Source organism: Microbacterium sp. HD4P20 (genome assembly GCF_019449275.2).
Lineage (GTDB): Bacteria > Actinomycetota > Actinomycetes > Actinomycetales > Microbacteriaceae > Microbacterium.
Genome location: NZ_JAHZQZ020000022.1, coordinates 250,089 through 276,018, shown reverse-complemented (window position 1 = coordinate 276,018; position 25,930 = coordinate 250,089). Strand labels below are relative to the sequence as shown.

The following is a 25,930-nucleotide window of genomic DNA, read 5'->3' as shown; positions in this document are numbered from 1 at the left end:
TTCCAGGTGCCTCCTTTGGCGCGTGGCGCAAACTCTCAAACGTGCGGGATGCTGCGAACGGGTATGGTGGATCGATCCACCATAGTGGACGACAGGTTGCCACGAACAGATGAGAACTGTCAATCCCTCTTCGGTGCGTCGCCGTCAGGAGGCGTGGTCGCCGCAAGATTCGCGGACGATGAGGCGCGGCTCGTGCAGTTGGGAATTGACTGGCTCGCCGGTGCGCAGGGCTCGGATCAGCTCGGCGGCTGCCTGCTGGCCGAGTTCGAGCCCGTTCGTCTCGACGGTCGTCAGCGAGGGCACCGAATACCCGGTGGCCGCGACGCCGTCGTAGCCGATCACCCTCACGTCGGGCGCGTCGCCCGGCCGGTTGAGTCCGGCATCGTAAAGCGCTCGTTCGAAGCCCATCGCCACGGCATCCCCGTGACAGAGAACCCCGTCGGGCAGCTCCCCGCTCGCGACCAGAGCGCGACCGAGCCCGACACCCCCGTCGCCACTCGGCTCGCCGACGAGTTCCACGAACGACACATCCGAGCCATGCTCCTCAATCGCGCGCAACGCTCCCTCGATCCGGTCGGTCCGTGAAGGAACACCGGGGTTTCCGCCGAGGTACGCGATCCGACGGCAACCGTGTTCGAGCAGATGCCGCACAGCGAGACGACCACCCTGGACGTCGTCGGCGCCGACATAGGGGTGCGATCTCCCACGCACGTATCGCGAAACGAAGACCGACGGAACCGCCCAGTCCTGCAGCGTGGAGAAGAGTTCGTCACCGCTGCCGGTCGCCGGGATCATCGCCAAACCGGCGACATCATGTTCACGGAGGATGCTCACCGCGCGCTCCTGACGATCGAGCTGATCGAATGTCGACACCATCAGCGCGGTGTAGCCGGCTTCAGTGAGCGTGGATTCCAATCCGATGAGGAGCTCGCCGAAATGGGGTCGGTGGATGTTCGTGACGACCACACCGACGGCCCGCGAGGACTGTCGTCGCAGCGATCCTGCCGCCTGACTGTAGACGTATCCGAGGTCCGACATCGCCTGCCGCACCCGGGCACGAGTCTCGTCGGAGACCCTGCCGGTCCCCATGACCACGTTGGACGCCGTAGTGCGCGACACTCCCGCGACGCGTGCCACGTCTCGAAGTGTCACCCGCCGCATACCCGCCCACGGTAGTCGATGTCCGACCCCTCCGCGGTCGAGTCGATGTTGACATGACCGCCGCTACCATGGTTAGTTGGTGGAGTAACTAACCAACCAACAGGGGCGTGGTGTGATCGAAGAAGGCCGGGCGCTGTTCCTCCAGATCGCCGAGAGCGTGGAGGACGCGATCATCGACGGCTCCCTCGCCGAAGAGGCGCAGGCGCCGTCGACGAACGAGCTCGCCGGTTTCTATCGCATCAATCCCGCCACCGCTGCGAAAGGAATCGCGATGCTCGCCGACAAGGGCGTGCTGTACAAGCGGCGCGGGATCGGGATGTTCGTCGCGCCCGGCGCACGAGACCTGCTGCTGGGGGAACGCCGGACCGTGTTCGCCGACCGGTTCGTCGATCCGCTGCTCGCCGAAGCCCGCAAGCTCGGGCTCAGCCCCGAAGACCTCACCCTCCTCATCAACGACCGCGCCTCTGCGCACGCCGACTGAAACGGAAGACACTATGACGCACGTGATCGAGGTGAAGAACCTCACCAAGCGCTACCGCGACACTGTCGCGGTCGACGACGTGACCTTCACGATCGAGAAGGACACGATCTACGGCCTGCTGGGGCGCAACGGCGCCGGCAAGACCACGGTGATGTCGATTCTGACCGCGCAGAACTTCGCCACCAGCGGCCAGGTGCGAGTGTTCGGCGCGAACCCCTACGAGAACGCGAAAGTGCTCTCACGAATGTGCTTCGTGCGTGAGAGCCAGAAGTACCCGGACGACGCCCTCGCCAAGCACGCGTTCGGTGCGGCCCGCCTGTTCTTCCCGAACTGGGACGACGAGCTCGCGCAGCAGCTCATCGACGACTTCCAGCTGCCGATGAAGACGCGCATCAAGAAGATGTCACGCGGACAGCTCTCGGCGGTCGGCGTGATCATCGGCCTCGCCGCGCGAGCCGAGATCACCTTCTTCGACGAGCCCTACCTGGGCCTTGACGCGGTCGCTCGCCAGATCTTCTACGACCGCCTGCTCGAGGACTACTCCGAGCACCCGCGCACGGTGATCCTCTCCAGTCACCTGATCGACGAGGTGTCCAACCTCATCGAGCGCGTGCTGGTCATCGACCGCGGCAGGATCCTCATGGACGAGTCGACGGATGCCGTCCGCGATCGTGCCGCGAACATCGTGGGCGACGCCTCGGCGGTCGAGGCCTTCGTGGCGGGGCGCACCGTCATCCATCGCGAAACGCTCGGCAATGTGGCATCCGTCACCGTTCTCGGCGCGCTGTCTCTGGCCGACCGTCAGCTTCTTGCGGACACCGGGCTGGACGTGGCGCCGGTGTCTCTTCAGCAACTCATCGTGCGCACCACCACTGCGCACGCGAACACGGCCGATCGCGCCGCATCCACCCTCGACGAAGGGGCCCTGCGATGAACCGCACCGTCAGCGTCGTGCGCATGCAGCTGATCAACAAGCAGACCTTCATCTGGGTGCCGCTGCTGGTTCTCGGCTCTGCGTTCGCGATCTCGCTCGCCATCTACGCGATCCTCTTCACGGCCGGGGTCTCCGGACCGTTCTACGGGGGCGGCTCACAGGCCCCCCTGTGGGTGCTGCTGTTCGTGGGGATCTCGTCGCTGACGCTCACGTTCCCGTTCTCGCAGGCGATGAGTGTCACCCGACGGGAGTTCTTCTTCGGCACCATGCTGGCCGCGGCGATGTGCGCGGTCCTGCTCGGCGTGGTCTTCGCCGTCGGGGCCCTGGTCGAAGAGGCGACGGGCGGATGGGGGGTCAACGGCTACTTCTTCGCCCTCGACTGGGTCGTGTCGGGGGGACCGCTGCTCGCCGCGTTCTTCTATTTCGTGATGGCGATGCTCATCTTCATGCTCGGGTTCTGGTCGGCGACCGTGTACAAGCGGTTCGGCGCCCTGGTGCTGACATCCATCTGGGTCGGCGTCGCCCTCCTGCTGGTGCTTGCCATCTGGGTGATCACGTTCTTCGAGCTGTGGGGTGATGTGTGGACGGGGCTGGTCCAAGCCGGACCGCTCGGTTTCGCCGCCGGCGGGTTGGCGCTCACCGTTGTGCTCGGCGGGATCTCGTATCTCACGATTCGCCGCGCCGTTCCCTGAGCCCCTGCCCGAGCTCGCGCGCCAGGCTTCGGTGCGCGAGGCGGATGCCCCGGCCCGTGCGCGGTGCACGGCCGGGGCATCCGCATCTCTGCGCCGGACTGGCTGCTCAGCGCAGCGGCACCGAGACGTCGGAGCCGCCCTCGTGGGTGAGCCGGCCGCCCATCTGCACCAGGGTCGGCGACTCCACGAAGCCGCCGGCAAACAGTGCCTGACCCTGCGCGAACCCCGGCGAGCGCTCGAGGAGCGAGCTCGGCGCGAAGCCGAATACGTCCGCGAGCTCGGCGAGGTCGCGCGGCGAGCTCATACGCATGAGCGCGAGGTTGTCGCACTGCGACAGCGCGTTCGGGTGCAGTTTGGACGGCCGCTGGGTCGACAGCAGCAGCCACAGTCCGTACTTGCGGCCTTCCGCGGCGATCTGCACGATGCGCTCGGTCAGCAGGACTTCCATCGGCGTCGCCGGATCGGGACGGCACAGGTTGTGCGCCTCGTCGATGACGATGAGGCGCCCGACCCGCTCCTCGCGGCGCTCCCACAGATGGTCGAGCACGGCCAGCGCTGCGGTGCGCGACTCGGCCTGGGTCGGAAATCCGCCGAGATCGACGATGGTCGCGTCGGGCCGGTCGTCCATGTCTTCGGTGATGCTGCGCTGGCCCCACGCCCACAGATCCCACTCCGTGACCCCGAGGTTCTCCAGACGCATCGCGAGCCGGTGCCGGAGCGGCGTGTCGCTGGCCCGCAGGAATTCGATCAGGCGTCCCTGGGCGATCTGCGACACCTCGGACTCCACCTGCAGCAGCCCGTTGTACTCTTCGGCGTCGAGAACCGGGTCGAGGTTGAGGACCGCGGCGCGGGAGCGGAGCGGCAGATCGAGGAACCGTGCATGCAACGGTTCGGCTCCGTCGCGGCCGCCAGGACGGCGGACCCGGATGTCGCGGCTCTGCAGCTCAGCGGCCGCCTCGGGCGCCGCCTCGGCGCGGACCTCGCCGAGGCGGACGAAGTCGGAGTTCGGATCGAGCACGACCAGCGGCATCCGGGTCTGCAACAACACCTGTTCGAGCAGCACGCCGAGCGCGTAGGTCTTGCCCGAACCGCTTTGCCCACACCAGAACGTGTGGCGATTGAGCTTGGGGGCCAGGACATGGGCCGGCAGGCGATCCTCGGACTCCAGCAGTGAGCCGATGCGCAGTTCGCGGGTCATGCGATCAGCGTAGAGCGATGCGGCTGCGTCCTGTGCCGGCGCGGCCTCAGCGGCGGTCGGCCGCCTCGGTGTGGTGACGGATCACCTCGGCGACGACGAAGTTGAACCACTTCTCGGCGAAAGCGGGGTCGAGGTCGGCCTGCTCGGCGAGTTTGCGCAGCCGCGCGACCTGCTGCTCTTCGCGGGCAGGGTCTGACGGCGGCATGCCGTGCTCGGCCTTGAGGAGTCCCACCTGCTTGGTGGCCTTGAACCGCTCGGCCAGCATGTACATCAGCGCGGCGTCGATGTTGTCGATGCTGCTGCGCAGCCGCGCCAGCGTGGTCGTCGGATCTTCGGCCATGGCAGTCCTCCTCGTCGCCCCCGACGATACCCGAGCTCGGTTCCCGCACCCGACGCGAGCCGGTCACACGATCCGCATGATCTTCGAATTCACCAGTGTGCCGGCGGCATCCCCGCCCCTAGAGTGTGACCATGACCGACGCCTCGCCCCTCGCCGGCACCCCGGGCGACCCCGGCTCTTCACCGGCCGATCCCCTGCCCGCCGCCACGACGGCGACCACGGATGCCGGCACCGCCGGGTCGCTCGACGCCGCCGCACTCGCGGCGCAACCGGTCTTCACCGGCGAGGCACCTGCCGGCAAGACGTTCTGGGCCAACCTCAACAGCCCGTTCCGGCTGGGACTGGTCCTGACCCTCGGCGCCCTCGCGGCGGTCGCCCTCGGCCTGGCGTTCTGGAACCTGTCGACGATCATCATCTACATCGTCTTCGCGCTGTTCGTCGCGCTGGGCCTCGACCCGGTGGTGCGCTGGTTCGGCGGCCATCACGTCGCCCGGCCGTGGGCGATCCTGATCGTCTATACGGCGTTCGCACTCGTGTTCACCGGCATCCTGCTGCTGGTCGTGCCGGCGCTGGTCGGCCAGATGTCGCAGTTCTTCGGCGACATCCCGGAGCTCGTCGAGGAGTTCCAGGCCTCGGACTTCTACGCGTGGCTGAGCACGACGTTCGGCACCGAGGTCGGCACGATCATCGATCAGGTCGAGGCGTTCCTGACCAACCCGGCCAACATCGCGGCGATCGGCGGCGGCGTGCTGAACTTCGCCGTCAACGTCGGCACCACGATCTCGGGCCTGATCATCGTGCTCGTCCTGAGCCTGTACTTCCTCGCCGGCCTGCCGTCGATGAAGGTCGCGTTCAACCGGTTCGCCCCGGCTCGCAGCCGCGCGAAGGCAGGTGCGATGACCGATCAGATCACAGACTCGATCGGCGCCTACCTCATGGGAATGGTGGTGCTGGCGTTCTGCAACTCGGTCGTCGCGTTCCTGCTGCACCTGTTCCTCGGGCTTCCGTTCCCGGCTCTCATGGGCGTCCTCGCGTTCCTCATCACCCTGATCCCGCTCATCGGATCGGTGCTGTACTGGATGACCGCGACCATCCTCGCGCTGTTCACGGGGTGGCTCCCCGCCCTGATCTTCGCGGTCATCTACCTCATCTACATGCAGCTCGAGGCATACGTCCTCACGCCGAGGGTGATGAACCGGGCCATCGCGGTGCCGGGCGCGCTCGTGGTGATCGGCGCGATGGTCGGCGGCACGCTGCTCGGCCTGCTGGGCGCCCTCGTCGCGATCCCCGTGACGGCGTCGATCCTGCTCATCATCAAGCAGGTGTTCATCCCCCGGCAGGACGCAAAGATCTGAGGGCCGTCGCCGTCAGCGGGCGGGAAGCACGCAGGTCGGTGACGGCGCCGCGGCGCGGTAGCGCACGCGGCCGGGCACTCCGGTGCGCACGTCCAGCGTGAGCGAAGCGACCTCGTTCGACAGCTGGCCGGCGACGAGCAGGACGTCGCGCAACACAACATGGTGACGCGGCCAGTCCACCCCCGCATCGACGAGCGCCACCGAAGTGAGGGTCTCGCCGGCGCCGCGGACCCGCAGCGTCGCGATCGTGTTGCTGCCGCGTACGCCGGCATAGAGGAACTCGCCGTCCCGTGAGGTCGCAAGCTCGGCTGCGGCATCGCCGGGCAGGGTGCCGCCGAGCGGTGTGCCGCCGACGACCCGCCACGTGCCGTCGATGGCCGGCGCGAGCACGAACACCTCGCACGACAGCTCGGTGACGACGTACAGGTGCCCGCTCGGGTGCCACACCATATGCCGCGGGCCGCTGCCCCGGGGCAGCACCACCTGCTGCACCGCACGCAGCCCGTCGGCGGTCGAGCGCCACAGCCGCACCAGGTCGAACCCGAGGTCGGTCGTCGCGATGAGTCCGCCGGGCAGGAAGACGGCCTGGTGGGCACGGGAGGGACGGACGACGGATGCCTCGGCCTCGGCGGCGTCAGGGGCCGCGGGCAGTGGCTGCTCCGGCTCGTCGTACCCGGGGATGAAGCGGGCGAACTCCTCGCCGGCTGCCTCGCGCAGGGCGCGCGCCGCGGCGGCGAGGTCGATCCCCGCGGGCGCCTCGCCCGGCCTGGTGAATAATGCGACCCCCGGATCCGCGCTCGGATCGGGATCGGCGTACGGGTCCGTCGCTTCCGGCGCGACCACCGGCGTCGACGGCCGGCCGGCGGCATCCAGCGTCATGCGCACGACGCGCCCATCACCCCAGCTGCTCGCGACGAGGTAACGGGCATCGGGCGAGACGGCGACGTGGCAGGTCGCCTCGCCCGCCGGCACCGGCGCACCGAGCGGAGCGAAGCGGTCTTCGCCGGTGCGGCGGAATGCCTGCACTGCGCCGGTGTTCTCGAGGGTCGCATAGACGACGTCAAGGCTCGGGTGCGCTGCCAGCCACGAAGGCGAGTCGGCGGTCGCGGCCTCGCCGGTGAAGGCGAGGGCGCCGCCCGCCGAAGCCTCGTCGACGGCGCCGGCGTGCAGCATCCCGATGCCGCTCGCGTGGCCGCCCATGTCGGCGGTGTATCCGCCCAGCCACAGCTTCATGCGTCTCCGTTCGCCTCGAGGCGTTTCGTCTCGCTTCGCCCGCTCAACGAGCGGGAAGCGTCAGTCGACGAGGTCGTGGCGCACGATGACGGCGTCGCGGGCCGCGCCTACGCCGATCACCGAGATGCGGGTGCCGCTCATCTTCTCCAGCGCCAGCACGTAGTCCTGCGCCTCGACCGGCAGATCTTCGAACGTGCGCGCGCCCGTGATGTCCTGCTTCCAGCCGGGGAAGTACTCGAGGATCGGCTTGGCGTGGTGGAAGTCGGACTGGTTCACCGGAACCTCGTCGAACCGCTCACCGTCGACGTCGTACGCGACGCACACCGGCACGCGGTCGAGGCCGGTGAGGATGTCGAGCTTGGTCAGCACGAGGTCGGTGATGCCGTTGATCCGGGTGGCGTACCGGGTGATCGGCGCGTCGTACCAGCCCACGCGGCGCGGCCGGCCGGTCGTCGTACCGAACTCGAAACCGCGCGAGCGCAGCCACTCGCCCTGCTCGTCGAAGAGCTCGGTCGGGAACGGGCCGGATCCGACGCGCGTCGTGTATGCCTTGACGATGCCGACGATGCGGTCGAGCCGGTTGGGCCCGACGCCCGAGCCCGTCGACGCGCCGCCCGCGGTCGCGGACGACGACGTCACGAACGGGTAGGTGCCGTGATCGACGTCGAGCATCGTGGCCTGGCCGCCCTCGAACACGACGACCTCGCCCCGGTCGAGTGCTTCGTCGAGCAGCAGCGACGTGTCGGCGACCATCGGGCGCAGACGCTTGGCGTACGACAGCAGGTCTTCGACGATCTCGTCGACCGTGATCGCGCGCCTGTTGAAGACCTTCACCAGCAGGTGGTTCTTCTGGTCGAGGGCGCCCTCGACCTTCTGGCGCAGGATGTTCTCGTCGAAGAGATCCTGCACGCGGATGCCGACGCGGTTGATCTTGTCGGCGTACGCCGGGCCGATGCCGCGGCCGGTGGTGCCGATCTGGCGCTTGCCGAGGAAGCGCTCGGTGACCTTGTCGAGCGTGCGGTGGTACTGCGTGATGATGTGGGCGTTGGCGCTCACCTTCAGGCGCGACGTGTCGACGCCGCGGGCGTGGAGCGCCTCGAGCTCGGCGAACAGCACCTCGAGGTCGACGACCACACCATTGCCGATGACGGCGTTCACGCCATCGGACAGGATGCCCGAGGGCAGCAGGTGCAGCGCGTACTTCTCATCGCCGATCACGACCGTGTGACCGGCATTGTTGCCACCGTTGAACTTGACGACCCAGTCGGTGCGCTCACCGAGCAGGTCAGTGGCCTTGCCCTTGCCCTCGTCTCCCCACTGGACTCCGACGATCACGATGCCTGGCATGGGCTACTCCCCCGTTTATGGACGGTTACACCCCATCCTATCGATGCGCGCCGAGCCGGCCCGCTATGGTGACCGCATGCACAGCACCACGGGGGTCAGGGTCTGGTCCGTCGCACGCGGCGTGATGGCGCTGATCATGCTCGCGGCGATCATCGCTCAGCTCTCGGCGTCGCTCGCACGAGCCACCGAGCTCGATCGCGATGTCGCGACGACGTTTGCCAACTTCTTCAGCTTCTTCACGATCCTGTCGAACCTGCTGGCGGCGATCGTGCTGCTGTGGGCTGCGGTCTGGTACTGGACCAAAGGGCGCCGAGGAGCGGATGCCGAACCCGCCGGTCTCGCGGTGGCGCTGGCCTCTGTGAGCACCTACATGATCATCACCGGCATCGTCTACAACCTCCTCCTGCGCAACGTGGAGCTGCCCCAGGGAAGCGAGCCCATCCCGTGGTCGAACGAGGTGCTCCACCTCATCGCGCCGCTGTTCCTGCTTGCCGATGTCTTGGTCGCTCCGCTGCGCCGGCGACTTTCGTGGCGCTCGTTGTGGGCGGTGGTGGCGTTTCCGATCCTCTGGGTGATCTACACGATGATTCGGGGACCCTTGACCACGAACCCGGTGAGCGGCGACCCGTTCTGGTACCCGTACCCGTTCCTGAACCCGAACAGTCCGGGCGGATGGCCGTCGGTCATCATCTATATGATCGGCATCGCCGTCGCGATCATCTGTGTGGGCGCTCTTGTCGTGTGGTGGGGTCGGCGCGCAGGAACCACCGACGAAGCCGCGTCCGCAGTCGCCACCGCAACGACCGGCGCCTCAAAGCGCTGACGTGCTCGGGCATCGCTGCTGCCGCCGCCGAGAGTGGGCGGGGACGTCCTCGTCTCGTCGATCACCGCGGGTCAGGCATCCGGATGCCTCTCACTAAACTGGGTTCTTATGTCTAAGGTCCTCCAGTCCCTGCCCGTCGGCGAGCGCGTCGGCATCGCCTTCTCGGGGGGCCTGGACACCTCCGTCGCCGTCGCATGGATGCGCGACAAGGGCGCCGTTCCCTGCACCTACACCGGAGATCTCGGGCAGCCCGACGAGGACGACATCGCGTCGATCCCCGACCGCGCCCTCAAGTACGGCGCCGAGCTCTCGCGACTGGTGGACTGCAAGCCGGCCCTCGTCGAAGAGGGCTTCGGCGCGCTGGCCTGCGGCGCGTTCCACATCCGCTCCGGCGGTCGCACCTATTTCAATACGACGCCCATCGGGCGTGCGGTCACCGGCACCCTCCTCGTGCGCGCCATGAAAGAGGACGGCGTCGACATCTGGGGCGACGGCTCCACCTACAAGGGCAACGACATCGAGCGGTTCTACCGCTACGGTCTGCTCGCCAACCCCGCGCTGCGCATCTACAAGCCGTGGCTCGACGCCGACTTCGTCACCGAGCTGGGCGGTCGCAAAGAGATGAGCGAGTGGCTCGTCGAGCACGGCTTCCCCTACCGCGATTCGGCAGAGAAGGCGTACTCCACTGACGCCAACATCTGGGGGGCGACGCACGAGGCCAAGACCCTCGAGCACCTCGACGTGTCACTCGAGACCGTCGAGCCCATCATGGGCGTGCGCTTCTGGGACCCCGCGGTCGAGATCGAGACCGAGGACGTCACCGTCACGTTCGATGCCGGCCGTCCGGTCGCGCTCAACGGCACCGAATACGCCGACCCGGTCGAGCTGGTCTTCGAAGCCAACCGCATCGGCGGTCGCCACGGCCTCGGTATGAGCGACCAGATCGAGAACCGCATCATCGAGGCGAAGTCACGCGGCATCTACGAGGCACCGGGCATGGCGCTGCTGTTCATCGCGTACGAGCGCCTGGTCAACGGCATCCTGAACGAAGACACCCTCGCGACGTACCACGAGCAGGGCCGTCGCCTGGGCCGCCTGATGTACGAGGGTCGTTGGCTCGAGCCGCAGTCGCTCATGCTGCGCGAGTCGATCCAGAAGTGGGTGGGCTCGACGGTCACCGGTTCGGTCACGCTGCGCCTGCGCCGCGGCGAGGACTACACGATCCTCGACACCACGGGTTCGCGCCTGTCGTACCACCCCGAGAAGCTGTCGATGGAGCGCGTGGGCGATGCCGCGTTCGGCCCCACCGACCGCATCGGGCAGCTCACGATGCGCAACCTCGACATCGCCGACTCTCGCGTGCGCCTCGAGCACTACGCCGCCGCCGGCATCATCGGCGGCGCCACCGGCGAGCTCGTCGGCCACCTCTCGCAGGGCGAGGCCGGCGAGATCACCGAGCGCACCGAGCACCTCAGCGCCGAGGAAGAGGAGCTTGCAGAGGCGACGGATGCCGCCAACGAGGCATCCGCCTTCGACTCAGGCACCGACTGACCGGGCGCCACCGCGCGCCGAGCCACGCCACGCCACCGCACGCCTCGCCACACGACGTCACGCCACCGCACGCCTCGCCACACGACGTCGCGAGATCAGGTGACGAGCGGGCACCGCGCGGGGACTGAGCGGGAGCCGAGCGGGATCCGAGCGCGGTTGGGCGTCGAACACCCCGCCGGGTTACGATTCCAAGCATGGTCGCGCGACCCGACGCGCGACACGGAGTTTCACGGTGCCTGGCACCGCGTATCCCTTGGCCGACCCGAAAGACTTCAATGTCGAAGACCGTCACCGCGCCCATCGAAACGGGCGAGTATCCGGATGACGCGCCCCCGCGTCGCCGCCCGATCGGTCGCACCATCGGCATCACGCTGTACGGCATCGTCGCGGGCGTGGTCGTTCTCGCGCTCGTCGCGGTGGGATTCGTGGTCTACACGGTGCAGCGTTCGTTCCCGCAGCTGACCGGAGAGGTCGCCGTCGAAGGGCTCGACGACGAGGTCGCCGTGCAACGCGATGCTCTCGGCATCCCCACCATCACGGCAGACTCCGCGCACGACCTGTTCTTCTCGCAGGGCTATGTGCACGCGCAGGACCGCTTCTGGGAGATGGACTTCCGCCGGCACGTCACGAGCGGTCGGCTGTCGGAACTGTTCGGCGAATCCCAGCTCGCGACGGACTCGTTCCTGCGCACGCTCGGCTGGCGCGAGATCGCCGAGCAGGAGGTCGAAGCGCTCGGCGACGTCGAGCGGGCCTACTACGAGGCGTACGCCGACGGCGTCAACGCCTACCTCGCCGAGAACGACGGGGCAGATGCGTCGTTCGAGTACGCGGTGCTCGACCTGCAGAATTCCGGCTATGAGATCGAGCCGTGGACGCCCGCTGACTCGGTGGCGTGGCTGAAGGCGATGGCCTGGGACCTGCGCTCCAACATCGAGGACGAAACCGAGCGCGCCGTCATCGCCCCGGACTTCACGCAGGCCGAGATCGACGAGCTGTACCCGGCGTATCCGTACGACCGCAACCCCGTGATCGTGCCCGAGATCTCGACCGTGCCGGCTGTGGGCACGGTGCCCGACCTCGGCGAAGTCGCCGAGGGTGAGGCGACGGATGCCGAGACCGACGCTGGCGCGTCGCCCGGAACCTCCGGGCGCGTGGGCCCACCGTCGGCGTCGGTCGAGTGGACCGAGGTGAGCGACGTGGTCGCCGCCGTCAGCACCCTCGTCGGCGGGGTCGGCGAGGGCATCGGATCCAACTCATGGGTCGTCTCGGGGGATCTGACCGAGACCGGGATGCCGCTCCTCGCGAACGACCCGCACCTGGGCGCTTCGCTGCCCAGCGTGTGGCATCAGATCCAGCTGAAGTGCGCCGATGTGTCGGACGAGTGCCCCTTCGATGTCGCCGGCTTCGGCTTCGCGGGTGTGCCGGGCGTCATCATCGGCCACAACGACCGTGTGGCGTGGGGTTTCACCAACCTGACGACCGACGTCACCGACCTCTATCTCGAGAAGATCGACGGCGATTCCTACTGGTACGACGGCGCGCTGGTACCGCTCGAGGAGCGCATCGAGACGCTCGAGGTCGCCGGAGGCGACGACGTGCAGCTCAGCATCCGGTCCACCGTCAACGGCCCGATCATCTCGGGGCTGACCGATGACTTCACCACGATCGCCGACGGGCCCTTCACGGGCAACGACGGCACGGTCGTGCCGCCGACGGATGCTCCCGAGGGCGAGTACGCCGTGTCGCTCAAGTGGACGGCGCTCGAGCCCGGCACCACGGCCGCGGCGATCTTCGCGCTGAACACGGCCCGCGACTTCGACGACTTCCGGGGCGCTGCGGCGCAGTTCGACGTGCCCGCGCAGAACCTCGTCTACGCCGACGTCGACGGCAACATCGGCTATCAGACGCCCGGCAAGCTCCCGCTCCGCGGCGCGGCCGACGGGTCGATGCCTCAACCGGGATGGGACTCCGCTTACGCGTGGCAGGGCTTCATCCCGTTCGAGGAGCTGCCCGTGGTGTACAACCCCGAGGACGGCTACATCGTCACGGCCAACAACCCGATCGTCGGCGAGGAGTACCCGCACTTCCTCACGCGCGACTGGGATTACGGCTGGCGTGCGGCGCGCATCACCGAGATGATCCAGCGCCGGATCGCCAACGGCCCGTTCACGGCCGAGGACATGCGGCAGGTCCAGGCCGACAACCACTCGTTCATCGGCGTGCGCCTGACGGCCGCGTACCTCGACGTCACGACCGGGGATGACGAGACGGATGCCGCGCTCGACCTGCTCCGGGAATGGGACGGTCAGAACGCCGCGGACTCCCCGGCCGCCGCCTACGCCAACGTGCTGTGGGACACCCTGGCTCGCAACGTGCTCGTCGAGGAGCGTGAGAACCCGGTGCCGCTCAGCGACCAGGGCCGCCTGTTCCTCGTGTTCGACGCCTTGCTCGACGACCCCGAGTCGCCGTGGTGGACCAACCAGGCGCTGGGCGTCTCGGGGATGACCGACATGCTCAAGCGTTCGGCGATCGACGCACGCGAACGGCTCACCGAGCTGCAGGGCGACAACCCGACGAGGTGGAACTGGGGCTCGCTGCACGCGCTGCCGCTCGTGAACGACACCTTCGGAACCTCGGGCATCGCGCCGATCGAGTGGCTCTTCAATCGCGGACCGTACGCCGTCGGCGGCGGGTCGTCGGTGGTCAACGCCACCGGCTGGTCGCTGGGTTCCGACTTCGCGACGGTGACGGTGCCCTCGATGCGCATGGTCGTCGACCTGTCGGACTTCGACGCTTCGGGCTGGAACCACTTCACGGGCACAAGCGGCCACACCTTCCACCCGAACTACATCGACCAGACCGAGGCATGGCAGCGGGTCGAGCTCACACCGTGGGCCTTCACGCCCGATGCCGTCGACGCGACGACCGTCGACACGCTCGTCCTCACACCTGGGGGCTGATCCGGATCTGCGCCGGCGTCCGCGCTCCTCGGACGAATCTCGTCGAGATTGTCGGATCCCGCCCATCACGTTCGTAGCGATGGTGAAAGCGGGAATCCGAATCAGAACGACAAGGAGCAGCACCATGAGCGCCACATTCACCGTCGACTTCTTCTCGACCCTCGATGGGTACGGCATGTCCGAGGGCTGGCCGGGCTACTGGGGCAAGGAGGGTCCCGAGCTCATCGAGGACCGCGTGCGCACGTTCGCGCAGGACCAGGTGCTCGTCTTCGGGGCGACGACCTTTCGCGAGTTCCGGAGCTTCGTCAGGGACTACGACGAGCCCTACTACGACAGTCTCAACGAGCTGCCGAAGCTCGTCTTCTCGCGCACGCTCGAAGAACCGCTCGGGTGGCAGAACTCGAGGGTTCTGCGCGAGGATGCGGTGACCGCGATCGAGCGCCTGAAGCAGACCACCGACGTGCCGATGCGCTCGCACGGCAGCATCTCGCTGAACCGCGCTCTGCTGGCGGCGGGGCTCGTCGACCGGCTCGAGGTCATGGTCTTCCCCGTCGTCGGAGGGCGCGCGGGCGGATCCGCGCTGCTCCACGGCGGCGCGGAGCTCGATCTGGAGCTCATCGAGTCCACCGTGCTGGACGGCCGCACGCAGAAGCTCGTGTACGCCCCGCGTGTCCACGGCGAGATCCCGGCCGGTGTCGGTCCGAAGCTGCGCAACGCGAGCTAGTCGCAGGACGCCGCGGCCAGGGCGCCGCGCCGGTCCTCGGTGCGGACGGGCTCGGTTTTCGGCTCACGGTCCGGCGAATCAGTCGCACGCTTGAGGATGCGCCGGATGACGGCATCCACCACCGCTCCGATCAACGCCGCGACCACGATGGCGAGCACGATGGCCAGCAGCGGCTGGTCGTGCAGCCACTGCCCCGCGACGATGCCGAAGACCGCCGAGTACGCGGCCCACGTGATTCCGGCGGCGATCGACAGCGGCAGGAACCGGCGCAGCGGGTAGCCGGTGGCGCCGGCCGTCATGTTCACGGCGATGCGGCCCACCGGGATGTAGCGCGCGGTGAAGATGAGGAGCGCACCACGGCTGTCGAGGCCACGGCGAGCCCAGTCGACCGCCGTGGTGACGCGCTTGGTCCGCATCCACCGCCAGCGATCGGTGCCCAGCACGCGGCCGAGTTGATACGCGATGTTGTCGCCGATGATCGCGCCGACGGCCGCAACGCCGATGAGCAGCAGCAGGTTCGGCTGACCCGTCACCACCGAGACGGTGGCGGCGCCGACGACGACTGTCTCACTCGGGATCGGCGGGAAGAACCCGTCGATCACGCACACCGCGAGCACGACCAGGTACACCCACGGCGAGGCCGCGAGGTCGGTCACGAGGGTCGTCAGCATCGCGAGGAGGTCCATGCCTGCGACGCTACGAGCGGGACGGATGCCGGCACATCAGACCGAAGGATGGACTGCACCTTACTTTCGTCAGTCCTGCGGAGGACGTGCGGCTTCCTACGATGGGGGAATGCTTCGTGCCGGTCGTGCCCGGCGAGGGTCGTGGTCGACGCCGCTCGGTGTCGTGCTCCTGCTCCTCGCGACGTCGGTCGCGCTTCCACTGGCACGGTGGGGCGACTCGGCGCTGGTGCTCGCCCTGATCCCGGCGGCGGTCGCCGGGTACCTGGCCGGACGCCACATGGTGGGGCTCGTCCCGGCCGTGATCACCTTCTCCGTCGTGCTGGCAGGCTCGCTTCCCGTCTCGTATCTGATGTCGGGCACGGCGCCTCTCGACGACTGGATGGCCAGCGTCCTCATCGCGCTGCTCACCGCCGTCGCCCCGTGGTGGTTCGGCAGATTCCGGATGCTGCGCGATGAGCAGCGGAAATCGGATGCCGCGATCCTCGCCGACCGCGCGCAGGCCGACGAACGTGCGCGCATCGCCGATGACCTCCACGACACGATCGGCCACGAGCTGGCGCTGATCGCGGTGCAGGCCGGAGCCCTCGAGCTCGGGCGGGACCTCAGTCCAAAGCAGCGCGAGCAGTTCCGCGAGCTGCGCGAGGCCGCTGTCCGGGCGAGTGGGCGGTTGCGCGATGTGGTGCGGATGACCCGGCCCGAAGACGGGCCGAGCCGGCTCGACCCCCTCGGTGGCGAGGGCATCGACGCGCTCGTGGCCGGGGCGCGGGATGCCGGCATGAACGTCGAGGCGCGGATCGATCACGCCGTCGTGTCGACCGCCGATCCGCTCATCGCGGAGCTGGCCCTCCGGACCGTCCGCGAAGGGCTCACCAACGCCGCCCGGCACGCCCCCGGCGCGGCGGTCGTGGTCGACGTCGCGCAGGGTGTGGCCGGCGGTGTGACCGTGTCGATCACCTCGGCGGCGTCGACCGAGACCGGAGTGCGGGGCAGCGGCCACGGCATCCCGAGCCTTCGTCGCCGCGCCGAGCTGCTCGGTGGATCGATCGACGCGGGCGTGGCGCCCGATGGCGGGTTCGAACTGCGGCTTCGGGCGCCGATGCGCGCCGAGACGCTCGCGCAGGGTTCGCGGAATGCCTCGGACCCCGCGCTGCGCTCCAACGCCCGCGCTGCCCGCCGCCGAGTCTGGCAGGCGACGATCGTGCCGGCGGTGATCCTCGGGCTCGTACTCGTGGGCTTCGTCGCCATTCAGGCGATCACGTTCGCGCAGACCGCTCTCACGTCCGAGGTGTACGAGGGCATTGAACTCGGAACGACCCGGGCAGAGCTCGCACCTCGGCTGCCCTCCGGAATTCCGGGTCCGGTGCCGGTCGTCTTCGAGCCGACCAGGCCCGACGGATCGCAGTGCGAGTACTTCGCCGCCCGGGATGGCTGGCTGCATTTCACCGATGCGACGTACCGGCTGTGCTTCGATCAGGGTGTGCTGGTCGAGAAGACCCTGCTGGGAGCGTCATGATCCGCGTGCTCATCGCCGACGACGAGGCCATGATGCGCGCAGGCGTGCGGTCGATCCTCGAGTCCGACCCCGAGATCGAGGTCGTGTTCGAAGCGGGGAACGGCCGCGAGGCGATCGACGGCACGCAGCGGCACCGGCCTGATGTGGCCGTGCTCGACATCCGGATGCCGGTGCTCGACGGCCTGAGCGCAGCCACCGAGATCGCAGCCACCGTGCCCGACACCCGCGTCGTGATGCTGACCACCTTCGGTGAAGACGACTACATCGAGCGCGCGCTCGGCGGTGGCGCACTGGGCTTCCTGCTGAAGGCGGCCGATCCGCGCGAGCTGATCGCGGGCGTGCGAGCTGTCTCGGAGGGTGGCGCCTACCTCTCGCCCGACATCGCACGTCGAGTCATCGCGCCGTACCGCGAGGGTGACCGTGCGCGGGCCGCCGGGGCGCGGGAGTCGATCGACGGACTGACCGAACGCGAGCGCGAGGTGCTCGCACTGCTCGGCGCCGGCGCCTCGAACGCCGAGATCGGCACGCGGCTGCACCTCGTCGAGGGCACCGTGAAGGGCTACGTCAGCGCCATTCTCGTGAAGCTCGGCGTGCGCAACCGTGTCGAGGCGGCGGTGCTGGCGTACCGGGCGGGGATCGTCAACGCCGAGTGACGGAGCCGATCGCGGCGCACCAATAGGATCGCCTCGTGACCGCCAGCGTTGTTGATGCCCCGCCTCGGCGCCGGTCGTCCGTGACTCAGGCGATGTCAGCGTTCGTGGCGAAGGCATTCACGATTCGAGGTCGCGCAAGCCGCAGCGAGTACTGGTGGTCGATGCTGGTCAATGTCGCCGTGCTCGCGTTGACCCAGCGGATCGGCGGTTTCGCAGCGATTCGGCTCATCCGATGTGGAGAGGGCGTTCAAGTTCCACGCCGATAGGCGGATTATGCAGGATGTCGGCGACACTGGCGGGGCCGGCGCAGCGAATCAGTCGGCCACCGGTCTCGACGCCGTCGGCGAAGGTTCGTCGCATCTCGAGCACGCATCCGCTGGCCAACTGCAAGCGATCGCCCGCGACAGGCAGGAAGACGCTGCCCGGCCCGCGCCACACGTCGCCGACGACCTCGGGAATGCCGTTGATCACCGAACCGATGTAGGGAACCGGCAGGTACGACGCGGCCTTCGCGACGGCGCCGGTCACTTTGCGGATGTCTTCCTCGTTCTTCACCCACCGGTCGCTGTTGTCGAGATCGAGCCCGAGCGCGCCGGTTCCCACGGCGGGCTCATCGACCCACCCGGCGAACAACGGCATCTGGTACGTGAAAGTCCACCCGGTCTTGAGAGGAATCGCGGGGTGGGCGAAGGGATGCGTCGTGCCGTCGACGATGACCGCTCCAGCCAATGCGAGGACGTCGTGCTCCGCGGACGATGACTCCATCTCATTGCAGATCACCCGCAGGAGAGGTGCGCCGACCGAGCGCGGCCAGCGTCACCGTGAGATGTTCGAACCCCGCGCTCGCCGCCGGGTCGATCAGCCACTGGAGGACGGCTCCGTTCAGCAGCGCGAGACACACTGAGCCGAGCGTCGCGGCGTCGGACGCGGCCACCCGATCGCGCGAGATGCCGAGGACGATCCCGGTGAGGTCTACTCGTGCGCGTTCATACGTGGAGCGGTACTGGTCGCGCACCTCGGCCGAGAACTCGGCCTGTGCGAACGCTTGCACGCTCGCCGCGGCGACGCGGCGGTCTTCCGCATCGGCCGCCAGGATCGCACTGAGGAACTGCTCCAGTCGATCCGCGGGTGTTCCCACGGCGACGCCGTCGGCGGCCTCTGCGATGCGATCTCCCCACCCTTCGATGAGCTGGATCACCGCCGCGTTCATCAGGGCATCCTTCGACCCGAAGTGATAGCCGATCGAGGCGAGGTTCGCGCCCGGGGACGCGGCGACGATGTCACGCGCCGTGGTGTGTGCGAACCCGCGCTCGATGAGGCACACGCGTGCACCTTCGAGCAACTGCTCCCGCTGTCCCATGGGCTGATCCTATCTCGCTTTCTATACATCTGTGTTATACATATGTTCCGTACATGTGTATAACTTAGGAGGAGTACGACAATGACCGAAGACCACTCGCTGCTCGCGCCGCCGGAGCACACGCCGGCGATCCCCATCTCGATCGACTGGTCGGAAGCATCCCGCACAGTGGAGACGATCCTCACGACTCACCTATGGGCAGCTCCGCCGCTCGAACGCGGCGCAAGTGCCCATGACCGCGCATTCGCGGCGCTTCGCGATCTGAAGGTCGACTACGCCCGCTTCCTCCCCTGGTTCTCCAATCCGCTGGTCTCGGTGCCGGCCCTGTCGGCACCGACCGAGACGAGCACATCGTGGGACTTCTCGAGGCTCGACCCGTACGTCGAGGACTTCATGACCGCGGCCGAGGGGCGCCCGGTCGTGGCGAACTTCGCCACCATCCCGCACTGGATGTTCGTGGGAGGCGATCAGATCGAGATCGGCGCGGATCGCGACCACATCCATTGGGACTACGAACAGGGCACGCAATTCCGCGACGAGACGCTCGAGGAGGTCGCCGACTACTTCTACCGCATCGCGAGCTGGTACATCGCCGGAGGTTTCGTCGATGAGCTCGGCGTGCGCCATGAGTCCGGACACCGGTACAGGTTCGCCCAGTGGGAGGTGCTCTGTGAGCCGGATCTGAACCGCCGCATGACACCCGAGACATACACACGGCTCTACGACGCCGTCGTGACGCGCCTGCGCACGCTGGATCCCGAAATGAAGTTCGTTGGCCTGTCGCTCAGCCACGTCCACCACAACCCGGAATACTTCTGGCACTTCCTCGATCCCGCCAATCACGCCCCGGGTGTTCCGCTCGACGCCTTCTCCGTTCACTTCTACGCGTCGCCCGACATCGTGAACCCGTTCGGCCTTGAGGGGAACCCGCCCGCCGATCAGTGGGAGACCGCGTTCTTCGCGCAAGCTGACGGGTTCATCGAGCAGTTGCGCTACATCCGGTCGATCAGGGATCGACTCTCACCCGACACCCGCATGCTGCTCAATGAGATCGGCACCTACCCCTCGGATGTGATGAATCCGAGCCCGTCGATCCCCCCGGAGTACTGGGCCCTCAGCGCGACGGTCCAGTCATACCTCTGGGCGCGCAGCCTCGAGATCGGCGCCGATCTGTTCGGAGTCGCCGAGTTCAACGGCTACCCCGGCATGATCCCGGGAACCTCGCTCGTCGACTGGGAGACCGGCGAGCCGAACGCGCGCTATCGCGCCTTGAAGCTCCTCGCCGACAGCGTGCGACTCGGCGACGTCATAGCCCCGACGACGACGGGATACCCCGGCTTCCCCGACGCGCGGGTCTACGCGCAAGCCTTCGCGGGGCCCGACGGGTCGCGCACGGTCATTCTCGTGAACAAGCGCGGCGTGCCGGTCGAGATCGAGGTCGGCGGTTGGAGCGGAACATCGGTCCTCCGCTCCGTGGATGTGACATCCGGCGATCGAGAACCGAACGCACGCAGGACAAGCGGCGGCAGGCTCACCCTCGAGCCGCGCGCGACCGCCGTGCTCTCTCGAGATTGATCTTCGAGTTGTGTCGTCGCCGTCGGCGTCCATCCGGGCTTGACGACCCCGGCGACGAAATGGTCCCGGAGGGCGCCGCTATTCGTCCGTCCGGTCTTGCCGTCGCGTGACGATCAACCATGACGTGTAGTTCTCAATGACGCGTCCGCCGAGATCAGCGGCAGCGCGGGCTGCACGCTCCACCTCCTCGGGTGACCAGTCGCTGAACGTCGTGAAGAGGCGGTGGACCTGGTGTTGATCCAACTCAATGCTCCACCGATAGGTGTGCGTGGCTTCCAGGGAGAACAGGCCCGTGCGGGTGAGCGCGTGCGATGCTTCCGCGAGGTCCTCGGGGTTCCCGGCGCGTGGAGGAGCATCCCGCTCCGCCACGATCTGAGCTACCCACTCACGGAAGGGCGTCGAGACTGCGGCTGGATCACCGAAGACGTTCCGCCAGACGAGGAACCGACCGCGGGGACGAAGCCAACGGTGGACCTCCGGGAGGACGACGTCCAGATCCATCCAATGGATCGAAGTTGCCGCAACCGCGAGGTCGTATGCTCGGTCGGGCAACGTCACCGTCTCGGCCCGCTCCTGCATGACCGTAGCCGCGGGATAGGCCGTTCTCAGTTGTGCGGCGAGCTGCGGTCCCGGTTCCACCGCCGTGACATGCATTCCCGCGGCGAGCAACGGCCCGGTCGCCTGTCCGGTGCCCGCTCCGAGATCGACGGCACGGCCTCCGGGCTCGAGCACGCCGAGGTCGCGCACCGTGTTCCACAGCTCCTCCGGATACGGCGGCCGTGCTTCGCCGTACACGTCAGCATGCCCATCGAAATGCATCCCGTCCGGCATCCCAGCAGTCTAGACATCGCCATTCGGCCGCACGAGTACTCCCGCAAGCCGGTCCTTCCGCGGGCGGCCCGCGTGGGTCCGGAAGTCAGGCGGGGATGAGGCGCTCGACTCGTGCGAGGTCAGCGTCGTGCTCGTCGTGTTCGAGTTCGATGTCGTAGTCGTTCTGGATGTTGAGCCAGAAGCGCTCCGAGAGGCCGAACGCGCGGGAGAGCCGTAGGGCAGTGTCCGTGGTGATGCGTCGCTTGCCGCGGATGATCTCGCTGAGCCGTGTCTGTGGGAGTCCAGTCGCCTGGGCAAGGCGGTAAGCGGTGATCCCCAGCGGCTCGAGGAACTCGGTCTGGAGAATCTCGCCTGGGGTGATGGGGTCATGTGCCTTCGTCATCGGTGGTCCCTCCTCAGTGGTGGTCGACGATCTGGACGTCGGTCGGACCGGCAGATGTCCAGACGAAGCAGATGCGGTACTGGTCGTTGATCCGGGTCGAGTGCTGTCCGTCGCGGTCGCCGGCCAGCTTCTCGAGCCGGTTGCCCGGCGGGATTCGTAGGTCGTTGATCGTCTCGGCCGCGTTGAGCAGGCGAAGCTTCTTCTGCGCAGCGCGTTGCAGTTCCGGCCCGAACTGCCGGACATGTTCGCGCGCCCAAACCTTGCGCGTCGGCTCATCCGCGAAAGTCTGGATCACCTCCCTATACTAACGCGCACCGATAGTATCGGCAAGCATAAGTAGAAGACGAACGTGTTGGGCGGAGCTCGACGCGCGGGCCGGACCTCCGGTTGGGCGGAGCTCGCTTAGTCGGGCCAGATCGCAAGCGTCATGCCCAGTGCTACGGCCACTACGCCACACACGACGAATGCTGCTACGAGCAGCCGAGCACCAAGGCGGTCGTCCCCCACGAGTCAAGGATCGCCCTGCGAGACGAACGTTTGGGATCGGCACGCGCCAACCCCGTCACGTCGCGGGTCGAGACGCACGGAAAGCGACCGGTTAGGGCCAGATCTCCTGCAGCCACAGGAACGAGCATCGACGTCTGCACCGGCGTGCGATCAGATCGAGGGCTCGGCTATGTCGGTGCCCAGTCATAGCGTCCAAGCATGGCTGAATATACGACGATCGATCCATGGATCATCTCCGCCAACACGCTGGCCGAGATCTCGTTCCTCACGGAGGTCTTCGGCGCAACCGCGAGGGCCGAGCCACTTCTCGACGAGAAGGGACGCGTGCAGCACGCCGAGCTCGTCATCGGCGATTCGGTGGTCTTGCTATTTGATTCCCGCCAGACACTGCCCACCCACCTGCGCGTCTACGTAGGTGACGTCCATGAGGTGCTCGCCAGGGCGGAATCTGCAGGTGCTCGCGTGGTCACTCAGCCGACCGAGCTCGCCTGGGGCGACATCGTGTCTAGATTCCGCGATCCGCAAGGGCACCTGTGGTGGGTATTTCAGAAGCTGGACGTCGATGCCGGGGACGTGGAGCAGCGCGCACAAGATCCGCGATTCCAGCAGGCGATGGAGTACGTGCAGTCGTCTCTGGCCGACGAGATCCCGTCAGGGTAGGTGACGGCTAGCTCGTTGGGCTGTTCACGGCAGATGAGGCCGATACCGGCGGGGTACTGTATCCACGACCGATGTGCTTGGACCGGTTATCGCATACCCATGCCGGTCGTTTACCGCACGGCTCGGAGCGCGGATCGGATGCCGCCGAGCGCCATCGCTGCTTTTCCCGCCCAAGTCGCTGTCATTTGGCTCGCCTTTGAGTGCACGTGCCCGAGAGCACACGCAACGCGCCAGTGCGGTGAAACCTTCGTGCGGATGCCGGTCGGCTGGGGCGCGGATATCGGTCGTTGAGCGGTCCTTTATCGCGCCAGCGCGCGCATGGTGATCGAGGCGGAGAACCGATCGGCGGCTATGGTTCACGACTCGGTAAGATTTCACGATGCCTGAAATCCGTCATGCCCAGCTGCGCGACATCGACGCGGAAACGCTGTATCGCATGATGTGGCTTCGAGTCACCGTGTTCGTCGTCGAGCAGGCTGCCGCATACGCGGAACTCGACGGCCGTGATCTCGAAACGGGAACCGAGCACTTCTGGGTATCCGATGACGAAGCGGGCGACGTGCTCGCGACGCTGCGACTGCTGGATGACGGCGATGCCGCGCGTATCGGACGCGTCGCGACGGCGAGGGCGGCGCGTGGTGCCGGACTGGCAGCCGATCTCATGGGTCGCGCCATCGCAAGGTCGACTGAGAAGTGGCCCGACAGGACGATCCACCTCGACGCGCAGGCGCACCTGTCCTCCTGGTACGGGCAATTCGGCTTCGAAGTCACGGGCCCGCAGTTCGAGGAGGATGAGATTCCCCACGTCCCTATGACCCGCGCGCCTGGACCCGCGTGAACTGCGGCCTCATCCGCACGACCGAGCCGACCTAGCCCACACGTCTGACCGCCGGGCTGCGCGGCCGGCGTCCCTGATCGCGCGGGTACTACCCGGACTGCTTGCGCGCAATATTCGGACGACATCAAGCATGATGGCAACGTGCATCGACTCAGTCACCGCGGTCACCGATCGCTCCGTCCTGCATCCATCGTCATTGCAGTGCTGAGCACGCTGCTCCTGTCGGGCTGCACGGACTCTGACTTCTCGCTGACCGCCGAGGACGCAGTTGGAACGTGGCATGCGGGAAGCAACCTGCCCACGCAGTTGGAGCTCGTCGAAGGCGGCGTCTTCACCGTCACGGATTGGCCGCTGAACGTTCGGTGTGGTGGTGGGTCTCCTCGTACCGTCAAGGCGCTACAGGGGTCAGGAACCGTCGACTTCGCCGGTACCTGGGAGGAGGGGGAGTCCGGCTCGCTGAACGCACTGACGCTGTACCCCGATGGAGAGGCGTGTCCTATCTCCTCGATCACCGCCCAGTTCCGAAGCGAGAGCGGCGTGAAATACGCATGCCTGAGCCTCGGCGTCCCCAATGAACTCTCAAACGCCGAGAATTTCTTCATCCTCTACCTTGGGGAACCGCACGAGACACCGAAGTCGAACGCCTGCTACAGCTACAACTGAGCCGCAACCCTGTCCGCAAGCGAGCGGCCATTCGTCAACCCGTAGCGATAGTTCGATCTGACTGGTTCTGTGGTCGCATGACGTCGGACGGGTCGCCGGAGCATCACATGCAGACGTCGCTGATCCGGCAGCGGCTCGCCCTCCGGCGTATGCGCGCGTCCGGAGTGCTCTATCTCGTTCTGGGCACACTCGGTCTAGCTGGAGGCATTGCCCTCGTCGCGACTGGCTCAGTGGTCTGGGTCGGATGGGCCACTTAGGGTCCGGGCGCCGGGGAGCAGTAGTCCTGCACCCCTCAGGGATGCAACGGGCTCGAACTGGCGGTACAGCTCGCATGACGGTCCTCTATAGAGCTCTCGCCCCGCTGTCAGCGGGTGTTCGTGAGCGGCCTCGCGTAGGGTGCGCCGAAGCCGCGACTATTCACGTGCCAGCGAGGACAGGAGTCGGGTATTGGCATCGTGCCACTCGCGGGCATCACCCTCAGCCCAAAGCTCAGCAAGCTCGCCGTCCGGCGACGTTGCAATCGCCGCAGCCCGCTCCGCGGCCTTCACGAGGCGACTCGACGGCTTGCGGGCGCGAGCGACAAATCCTTGGACGCTATACGTGTAGGCATCGGACTGCGTCGGACGGCCGAGACCGTGCGTCATACCTGCCCATCGAGGACTTGCAGCGTGCGCGCGCCACGGGTGAAGCCATCGCGGCCAATCCTCGCGACTTCATCGCTCGCATCGGCGACTGGCGACACTACAAGCCGGACCCGGGGTTCGGAGCGCTCGCGCTCACCTGATGGGGAGGACAGCTCCCCGAACCCGGGCGCAGGCCATCCTCCCCGCCAACACGAAGCCGGTCGGGCGCCGCGCGCTGCGGTGAGGCTACTGCGGCCTCAGCCATGGACCCGGCCCATCGTGCGCATCTGCACTCTGCCCCGTAGGCGAGGATGGACGTGTGGCGGGAAGCGGTTCGGGTGCGGATAGCGGCGCGCGTGCGGATGGCGAGAGCCGTCGAGCGTGGCGTGAGCGGACGGGCGCTCGACGGCGGCGCGTTGATCCCGTGTGGGACTTCGCCGGATGGTTCGCGCTGTTTCCTGGCATGGCGATGATCTTCGCCGCGATTGGTGGCGGTCGCTCCGCAAGGCGATGGCCGATGGACGCGGACGAGTCATGGGCATGGGTGCTCGTAGGCGCCTCCGCGATGTTCGTGCTTGTCGCGGCGATGGCCATCCGACGCGCTTCGGGCGTCACTCCATCCCGGTACCCGGGTGCGGTCCTTATTGCGATCGTCGTGGTCACAGTCCTGACGCCAGTGAGCGTGTGGGTGCGCCTTGGGGGTGTCACGACCGGGCTCACGGGATGGACGGCGGGGGTGTGTGTGACGATCGTCGTATTGTCGACGTTCATGCTCGTCCCGCCGCGCGCCTCGATGTCGTAGGACGGTACTGGCCGTCCGCATACGGTCCTTGAGAGGAC

At 67.5% G+C, this 25,930-nt stretch carries 27 protein-coding genes; 15 read left to right on the top strand and 12 right to left on the bottom strand.

Features of this window, described 5'->3' with window-relative positions; translation table 11 throughout:
- Positions 1-144 precede the first annotated feature (144 nt).
- The gene (locus K0817_RS17825; RefSeq protein WP_219983020.1) at positions 145-1,137 is read right to left on the bottom strand and encodes a LacI family DNA-binding transcriptional regulator; all 993 of its coding nucleotides are present in this window, start codon (positions 1,135-1,137) and stop codon (positions 145-147) included.
- A 136-nt stretch (positions 1,138-1,273) separates the two neighbouring features.
- Here K0817_RS17825 and K0817_RS17820 point away from each other — a divergent pair, with 136 nt between their 5' ends.
- Genes K0817_RS17820 through K0817_RS17810 form a run of 3 tightly spaced genes read left to right on the top strand, consistent with a single transcriptional unit; the run spans position 1,274 to position 3,268 of the window.
- Positions 1,274-1,642, top strand: coding sequence for a GntR family transcriptional regulator (locus K0817_RS17820; protein ID WP_219983019.1), 369 nt, complete (start codon positions 1,274-1,276; stop codon positions 1,640-1,642).
- 13 nt (positions 1,643-1,655) lie between these two features.
- A complete protein-coding gene (locus K0817_RS17815) occupies positions 1,656-2,576 on the top strand; it encodes an ABC transporter ATP-binding protein (protein WP_219983018.1) in 921 nt (306 codons plus the stop codon).
- On the top strand, positions 2,573-3,268 hold the full coding sequence (locus K0817_RS17810; RefSeq protein WP_219983017.1) for a hypothetical protein: 696 nt from the start codon (positions 2,573-2,575) through the stop codon (positions 3,266-3,268). Before K0817_RS17815 ends, K0817_RS17810 begins: the two co-directional genes overlap by 4 nt.
- Before the next feature lie 106 nt (positions 3,269-3,374).
- On the opposite strand, the gene K0817_RS17805 is transcribed toward K0817_RS17810, so the two are convergent.
- Both K0817_RS17805 and K0817_RS17800 read right to left on the bottom strand, forming a co-directional pair.
- Positions 3,375-4,466 carry an ATP-binding protein gene (locus K0817_RS17805; RefSeq protein ID WP_219983016.1) on the bottom strand — a complete coding sequence of 364 codons (1,092 nt, stop codon included), beginning with the start codon at positions 4,464-4,466 and terminating at the stop codon, positions 3,375-3,377.
- Between the two features lie 46 nt (positions 4,467-4,512).
- Positions 4,513-4,806 carry a chorismate mutase gene (locus K0817_RS17800; RefSeq protein ID WP_219983015.1) on the bottom strand — a complete coding sequence of 98 codons (294 nt, stop codon included), beginning with the start codon at positions 4,804-4,806 and terminating at the stop codon, positions 4,513-4,515.
- A 131-nt stretch (positions 4,807-4,937) separates the two neighbouring features.
- Between K0817_RS17800 and K0817_RS17795 the strand changes: the two genes are divergently transcribed.
- The gene (locus tag K0817_RS17795; protein ID WP_219983014.1) at positions 4,938-6,161 is read left to right on the top strand and encodes an AI-2E family transporter; all 1,224 of its coding nucleotides are present in this window, start codon (positions 4,938-4,940) and stop codon (positions 6,159-6,161) included.
- 12 nt (positions 6,162-6,173) lie between these two features.
- Here K0817_RS17795 and K0817_RS17790 read toward each other — a convergent pair whose 3' ends face one another.
- Both K0817_RS17790 and K0817_RS17785 read right to left on the bottom strand, forming a co-directional pair.
- A complete protein-coding gene (locus K0817_RS17790) occupies positions 6,174-7,394 on the bottom strand; it encodes a beta-propeller fold lactonase family protein (protein WP_219983013.1) in 1,221 nt (406 codons plus the stop codon).
- Between the two features lie 60 nt (positions 7,395-7,454).
- Entirely contained in the window at positions 7,455-8,741 is a 1,287-nt protein-coding gene (locus K0817_RS17785) for an adenylosuccinate synthase (RefSeq protein ID WP_219983012.1), read from the bottom strand.
- A gap of 76 nt (positions 8,742-8,817) precedes the next feature.
- On the opposite strand from K0817_RS17785, the gene K0817_RS17780 reads away from it, so the two are divergent.
- From K0817_RS17780 to K0817_RS17765, 4 genes are all read left to right on the top strand, one after another.
- Positions 8,818-9,564, top strand: a complete 747-nt coding sequence (locus K0817_RS17780; RefSeq protein ID WP_253735486.1) for a Pr6Pr family membrane protein — start codon at positions 8,818-8,820, stop codon at positions 9,562-9,564.
- A gap of 108 nt (positions 9,565-9,672) precedes the next feature.
- Positions 9,673-11,115 carry an argininosuccinate synthase gene (gene argG / locus K0817_RS17775; protein WP_219983011.1) on the top strand — a complete coding sequence of 481 codons (1,443 nt, stop codon included), beginning with the start codon at positions 9,673-9,675 and terminating at the stop codon, positions 11,113-11,115.
- 275 nt (positions 11,116-11,390) lie between these two features.
- Positions 11,391-14,075: a penicillin acylase family protein gene (locus K0817_RS17770; RefSeq protein WP_219983010.1), complete on the top strand. Its 2,685-nt coding sequence runs from the start codon at positions 11,391-11,393 to the stop codon at positions 14,073-14,075.
- Between the two features lie 124 nt (positions 14,076-14,199).
- A complete protein-coding gene (locus K0817_RS17765) occupies positions 14,200-14,799 on the top strand; it encodes a dihydrofolate reductase family protein (RefSeq protein WP_219983009.1) in 600 nt (199 codons plus the stop codon).
- Here K0817_RS17765 and K0817_RS17760 read toward each other — a convergent pair.
- The gene (locus K0817_RS17760) at positions 14,796-15,485 is read right to left on the bottom strand and encodes a DedA family protein (protein ID WP_219983008.1); all 690 of its coding nucleotides are present in this window, start codon (positions 15,483-15,485) and stop codon (positions 14,796-14,798) included. The two genes, K0817_RS17765 and K0817_RS17760, sit on opposite strands and share 4 nt — an antisense overlap.
- A 109-nt stretch (positions 15,486-15,594) precedes the next feature.
- Between K0817_RS17760 and K0817_RS17755 the strand changes: the two genes are divergently transcribed.
- Both K0817_RS17755 and K0817_RS17750 read left to right on the top strand, forming a co-directional pair.
- Positions 15,595-16,998 carry a sensor histidine kinase gene (locus K0817_RS17755; protein WP_219983007.1) on the top strand — a complete coding sequence of 468 codons (1,404 nt, stop codon included), beginning with the start codon at positions 15,595-15,597 and terminating at the stop codon, positions 16,996-16,998.
- On the top strand, positions 16,995-17,651 hold the full coding sequence (locus K0817_RS17750; RefSeq protein ID WP_219983006.1) for a response regulator transcription factor: 657 nt from the start codon (positions 16,995-16,997) through the stop codon (positions 17,649-17,651). The genes K0817_RS17755 and K0817_RS17750 overlap by 4 nt, the downstream gene beginning before the upstream one ends.
- An 85-nt stretch (positions 17,652-17,736) precedes the next feature.
- On the opposite strand, the gene K0817_RS17745 is transcribed toward K0817_RS17750, so the two are convergent.
- The 3 genes from K0817_RS17745 to K0817_RS17735 all read right to left on the bottom strand — a co-directional run bounded on the left by K0817_RS17745 (position 17,737) and on the right by K0817_RS17735 (position 19,011).
- Positions 17,737-17,880: a hypothetical protein gene (locus K0817_RS17745; RefSeq protein WP_219983005.1), complete on the bottom strand. Its 144-nt coding sequence runs from the start codon at positions 17,878-17,880 to the stop codon at positions 17,737-17,739.
- Complete coding sequence (locus tag K0817_RS17740) at positions 17,877-18,254, bottom strand: hypothetical protein (RefSeq protein ID WP_253735485.1); 378 nt, start codon at positions 18,252-18,254, stop codon at positions 17,877-17,879. The genes K0817_RS17745 and K0817_RS17740 overlap by 4 nt, the downstream gene beginning before the upstream one ends.
- Before the next feature lie 163 nt (positions 18,255-18,417).
- A complete protein-coding gene (locus K0817_RS17735; RefSeq protein ID WP_219983003.1) occupies positions 18,418-19,011 on the bottom strand; it encodes a TetR/AcrR family transcriptional regulator in 594 nt (197 codons plus the stop codon).
- An 81-nt stretch (positions 19,012-19,092) separates the two neighbouring features.
- Between K0817_RS17735 and K0817_RS17730 the strand changes: the two genes are divergently transcribed.
- Positions 19,093-20,586: a hypothetical protein gene (locus K0817_RS17730; RefSeq protein ID WP_219983002.1), complete on the top strand. Its 1,494-nt coding sequence runs from the start codon at positions 19,093-19,095 to the stop codon at positions 20,584-20,586.
- Positions 20,587-20,664: 78 nt separating this feature from the next.
- On the opposite strand, the gene K0817_RS17725 is transcribed toward K0817_RS17730, so the two are convergent.
- The 3 genes from K0817_RS17725 to K0817_RS17715 form a co-directional block, all read right to left on the bottom strand.
- A complete protein-coding gene (locus tag K0817_RS17725; RefSeq protein WP_219983001.1) occupies positions 20,665-21,417 on the bottom strand; it encodes a trans-aconitate 2-methyltransferase in 753 nt (250 codons plus the stop codon).
- 85 nt (positions 21,418-21,502) lie between these two features.
- Positions 21,503-21,799 carry a HigA family addiction module antitoxin gene (locus tag K0817_RS17720; protein WP_219983000.1) on the bottom strand — a complete coding sequence of 99 codons (297 nt, stop codon included), beginning with the start codon at positions 21,797-21,799 and terminating at the stop codon, positions 21,503-21,505.
- Between the two features lie 13 nt (positions 21,800-21,812).
- Entirely contained in the window at positions 21,813-22,094 is a 282-nt protein-coding gene (locus K0817_RS17715) for a type II toxin-antitoxin system RelE/ParE family toxin (RefSeq protein ID WP_219982999.1), read from the bottom strand.
- Between the two features lie 410 nt (positions 22,095-22,504).
- On the opposite strand from K0817_RS17715, the gene K0817_RS17710 reads away from it, so the two are divergent.
- The 4 genes from K0817_RS17710 to K0817_RS17695 all read left to right on the top strand — a co-directional run bounded on the left by K0817_RS17710 (position 22,505) and on the right by K0817_RS17695 (position 25,892).
- The gene (locus tag K0817_RS17710; RefSeq protein ID WP_219982998.1) at positions 22,505-22,966 is read left to right on the top strand and encodes a VOC family protein; all 462 of its coding nucleotides are present in this window, start codon (positions 22,505-22,507) and stop codon (positions 22,964-22,966) included.
- 379 nt (positions 22,967-23,345) lie between these two features.
- The gene (locus tag K0817_RS17705) at positions 23,346-23,804 is read left to right on the top strand and encodes a GNAT family N-acetyltransferase (protein ID WP_219982997.1); all 459 of its coding nucleotides are present in this window, start codon (positions 23,346-23,348) and stop codon (positions 23,802-23,804) included.
- 201 nt (positions 23,805-24,005) lie between these two features.
- Entirely contained in the window at positions 24,006-24,467 is a 462-nt protein-coding gene (locus tag K0817_RS17700; protein ID WP_219982996.1) for a hypothetical protein, read from the top strand.
- Positions 24,468-25,607: 1,140 nt separating this feature from the next.
- Positions 25,608-25,892 carry a hypothetical protein gene (locus K0817_RS17695; protein ID WP_219982995.1) on the top strand — a complete coding sequence of 95 codons (285 nt, stop codon included), beginning with the start codon at positions 25,608-25,610 and terminating at the stop codon, positions 25,890-25,892.
- Positions 25,893-25,930 lie beyond the last annotated feature (38 nt).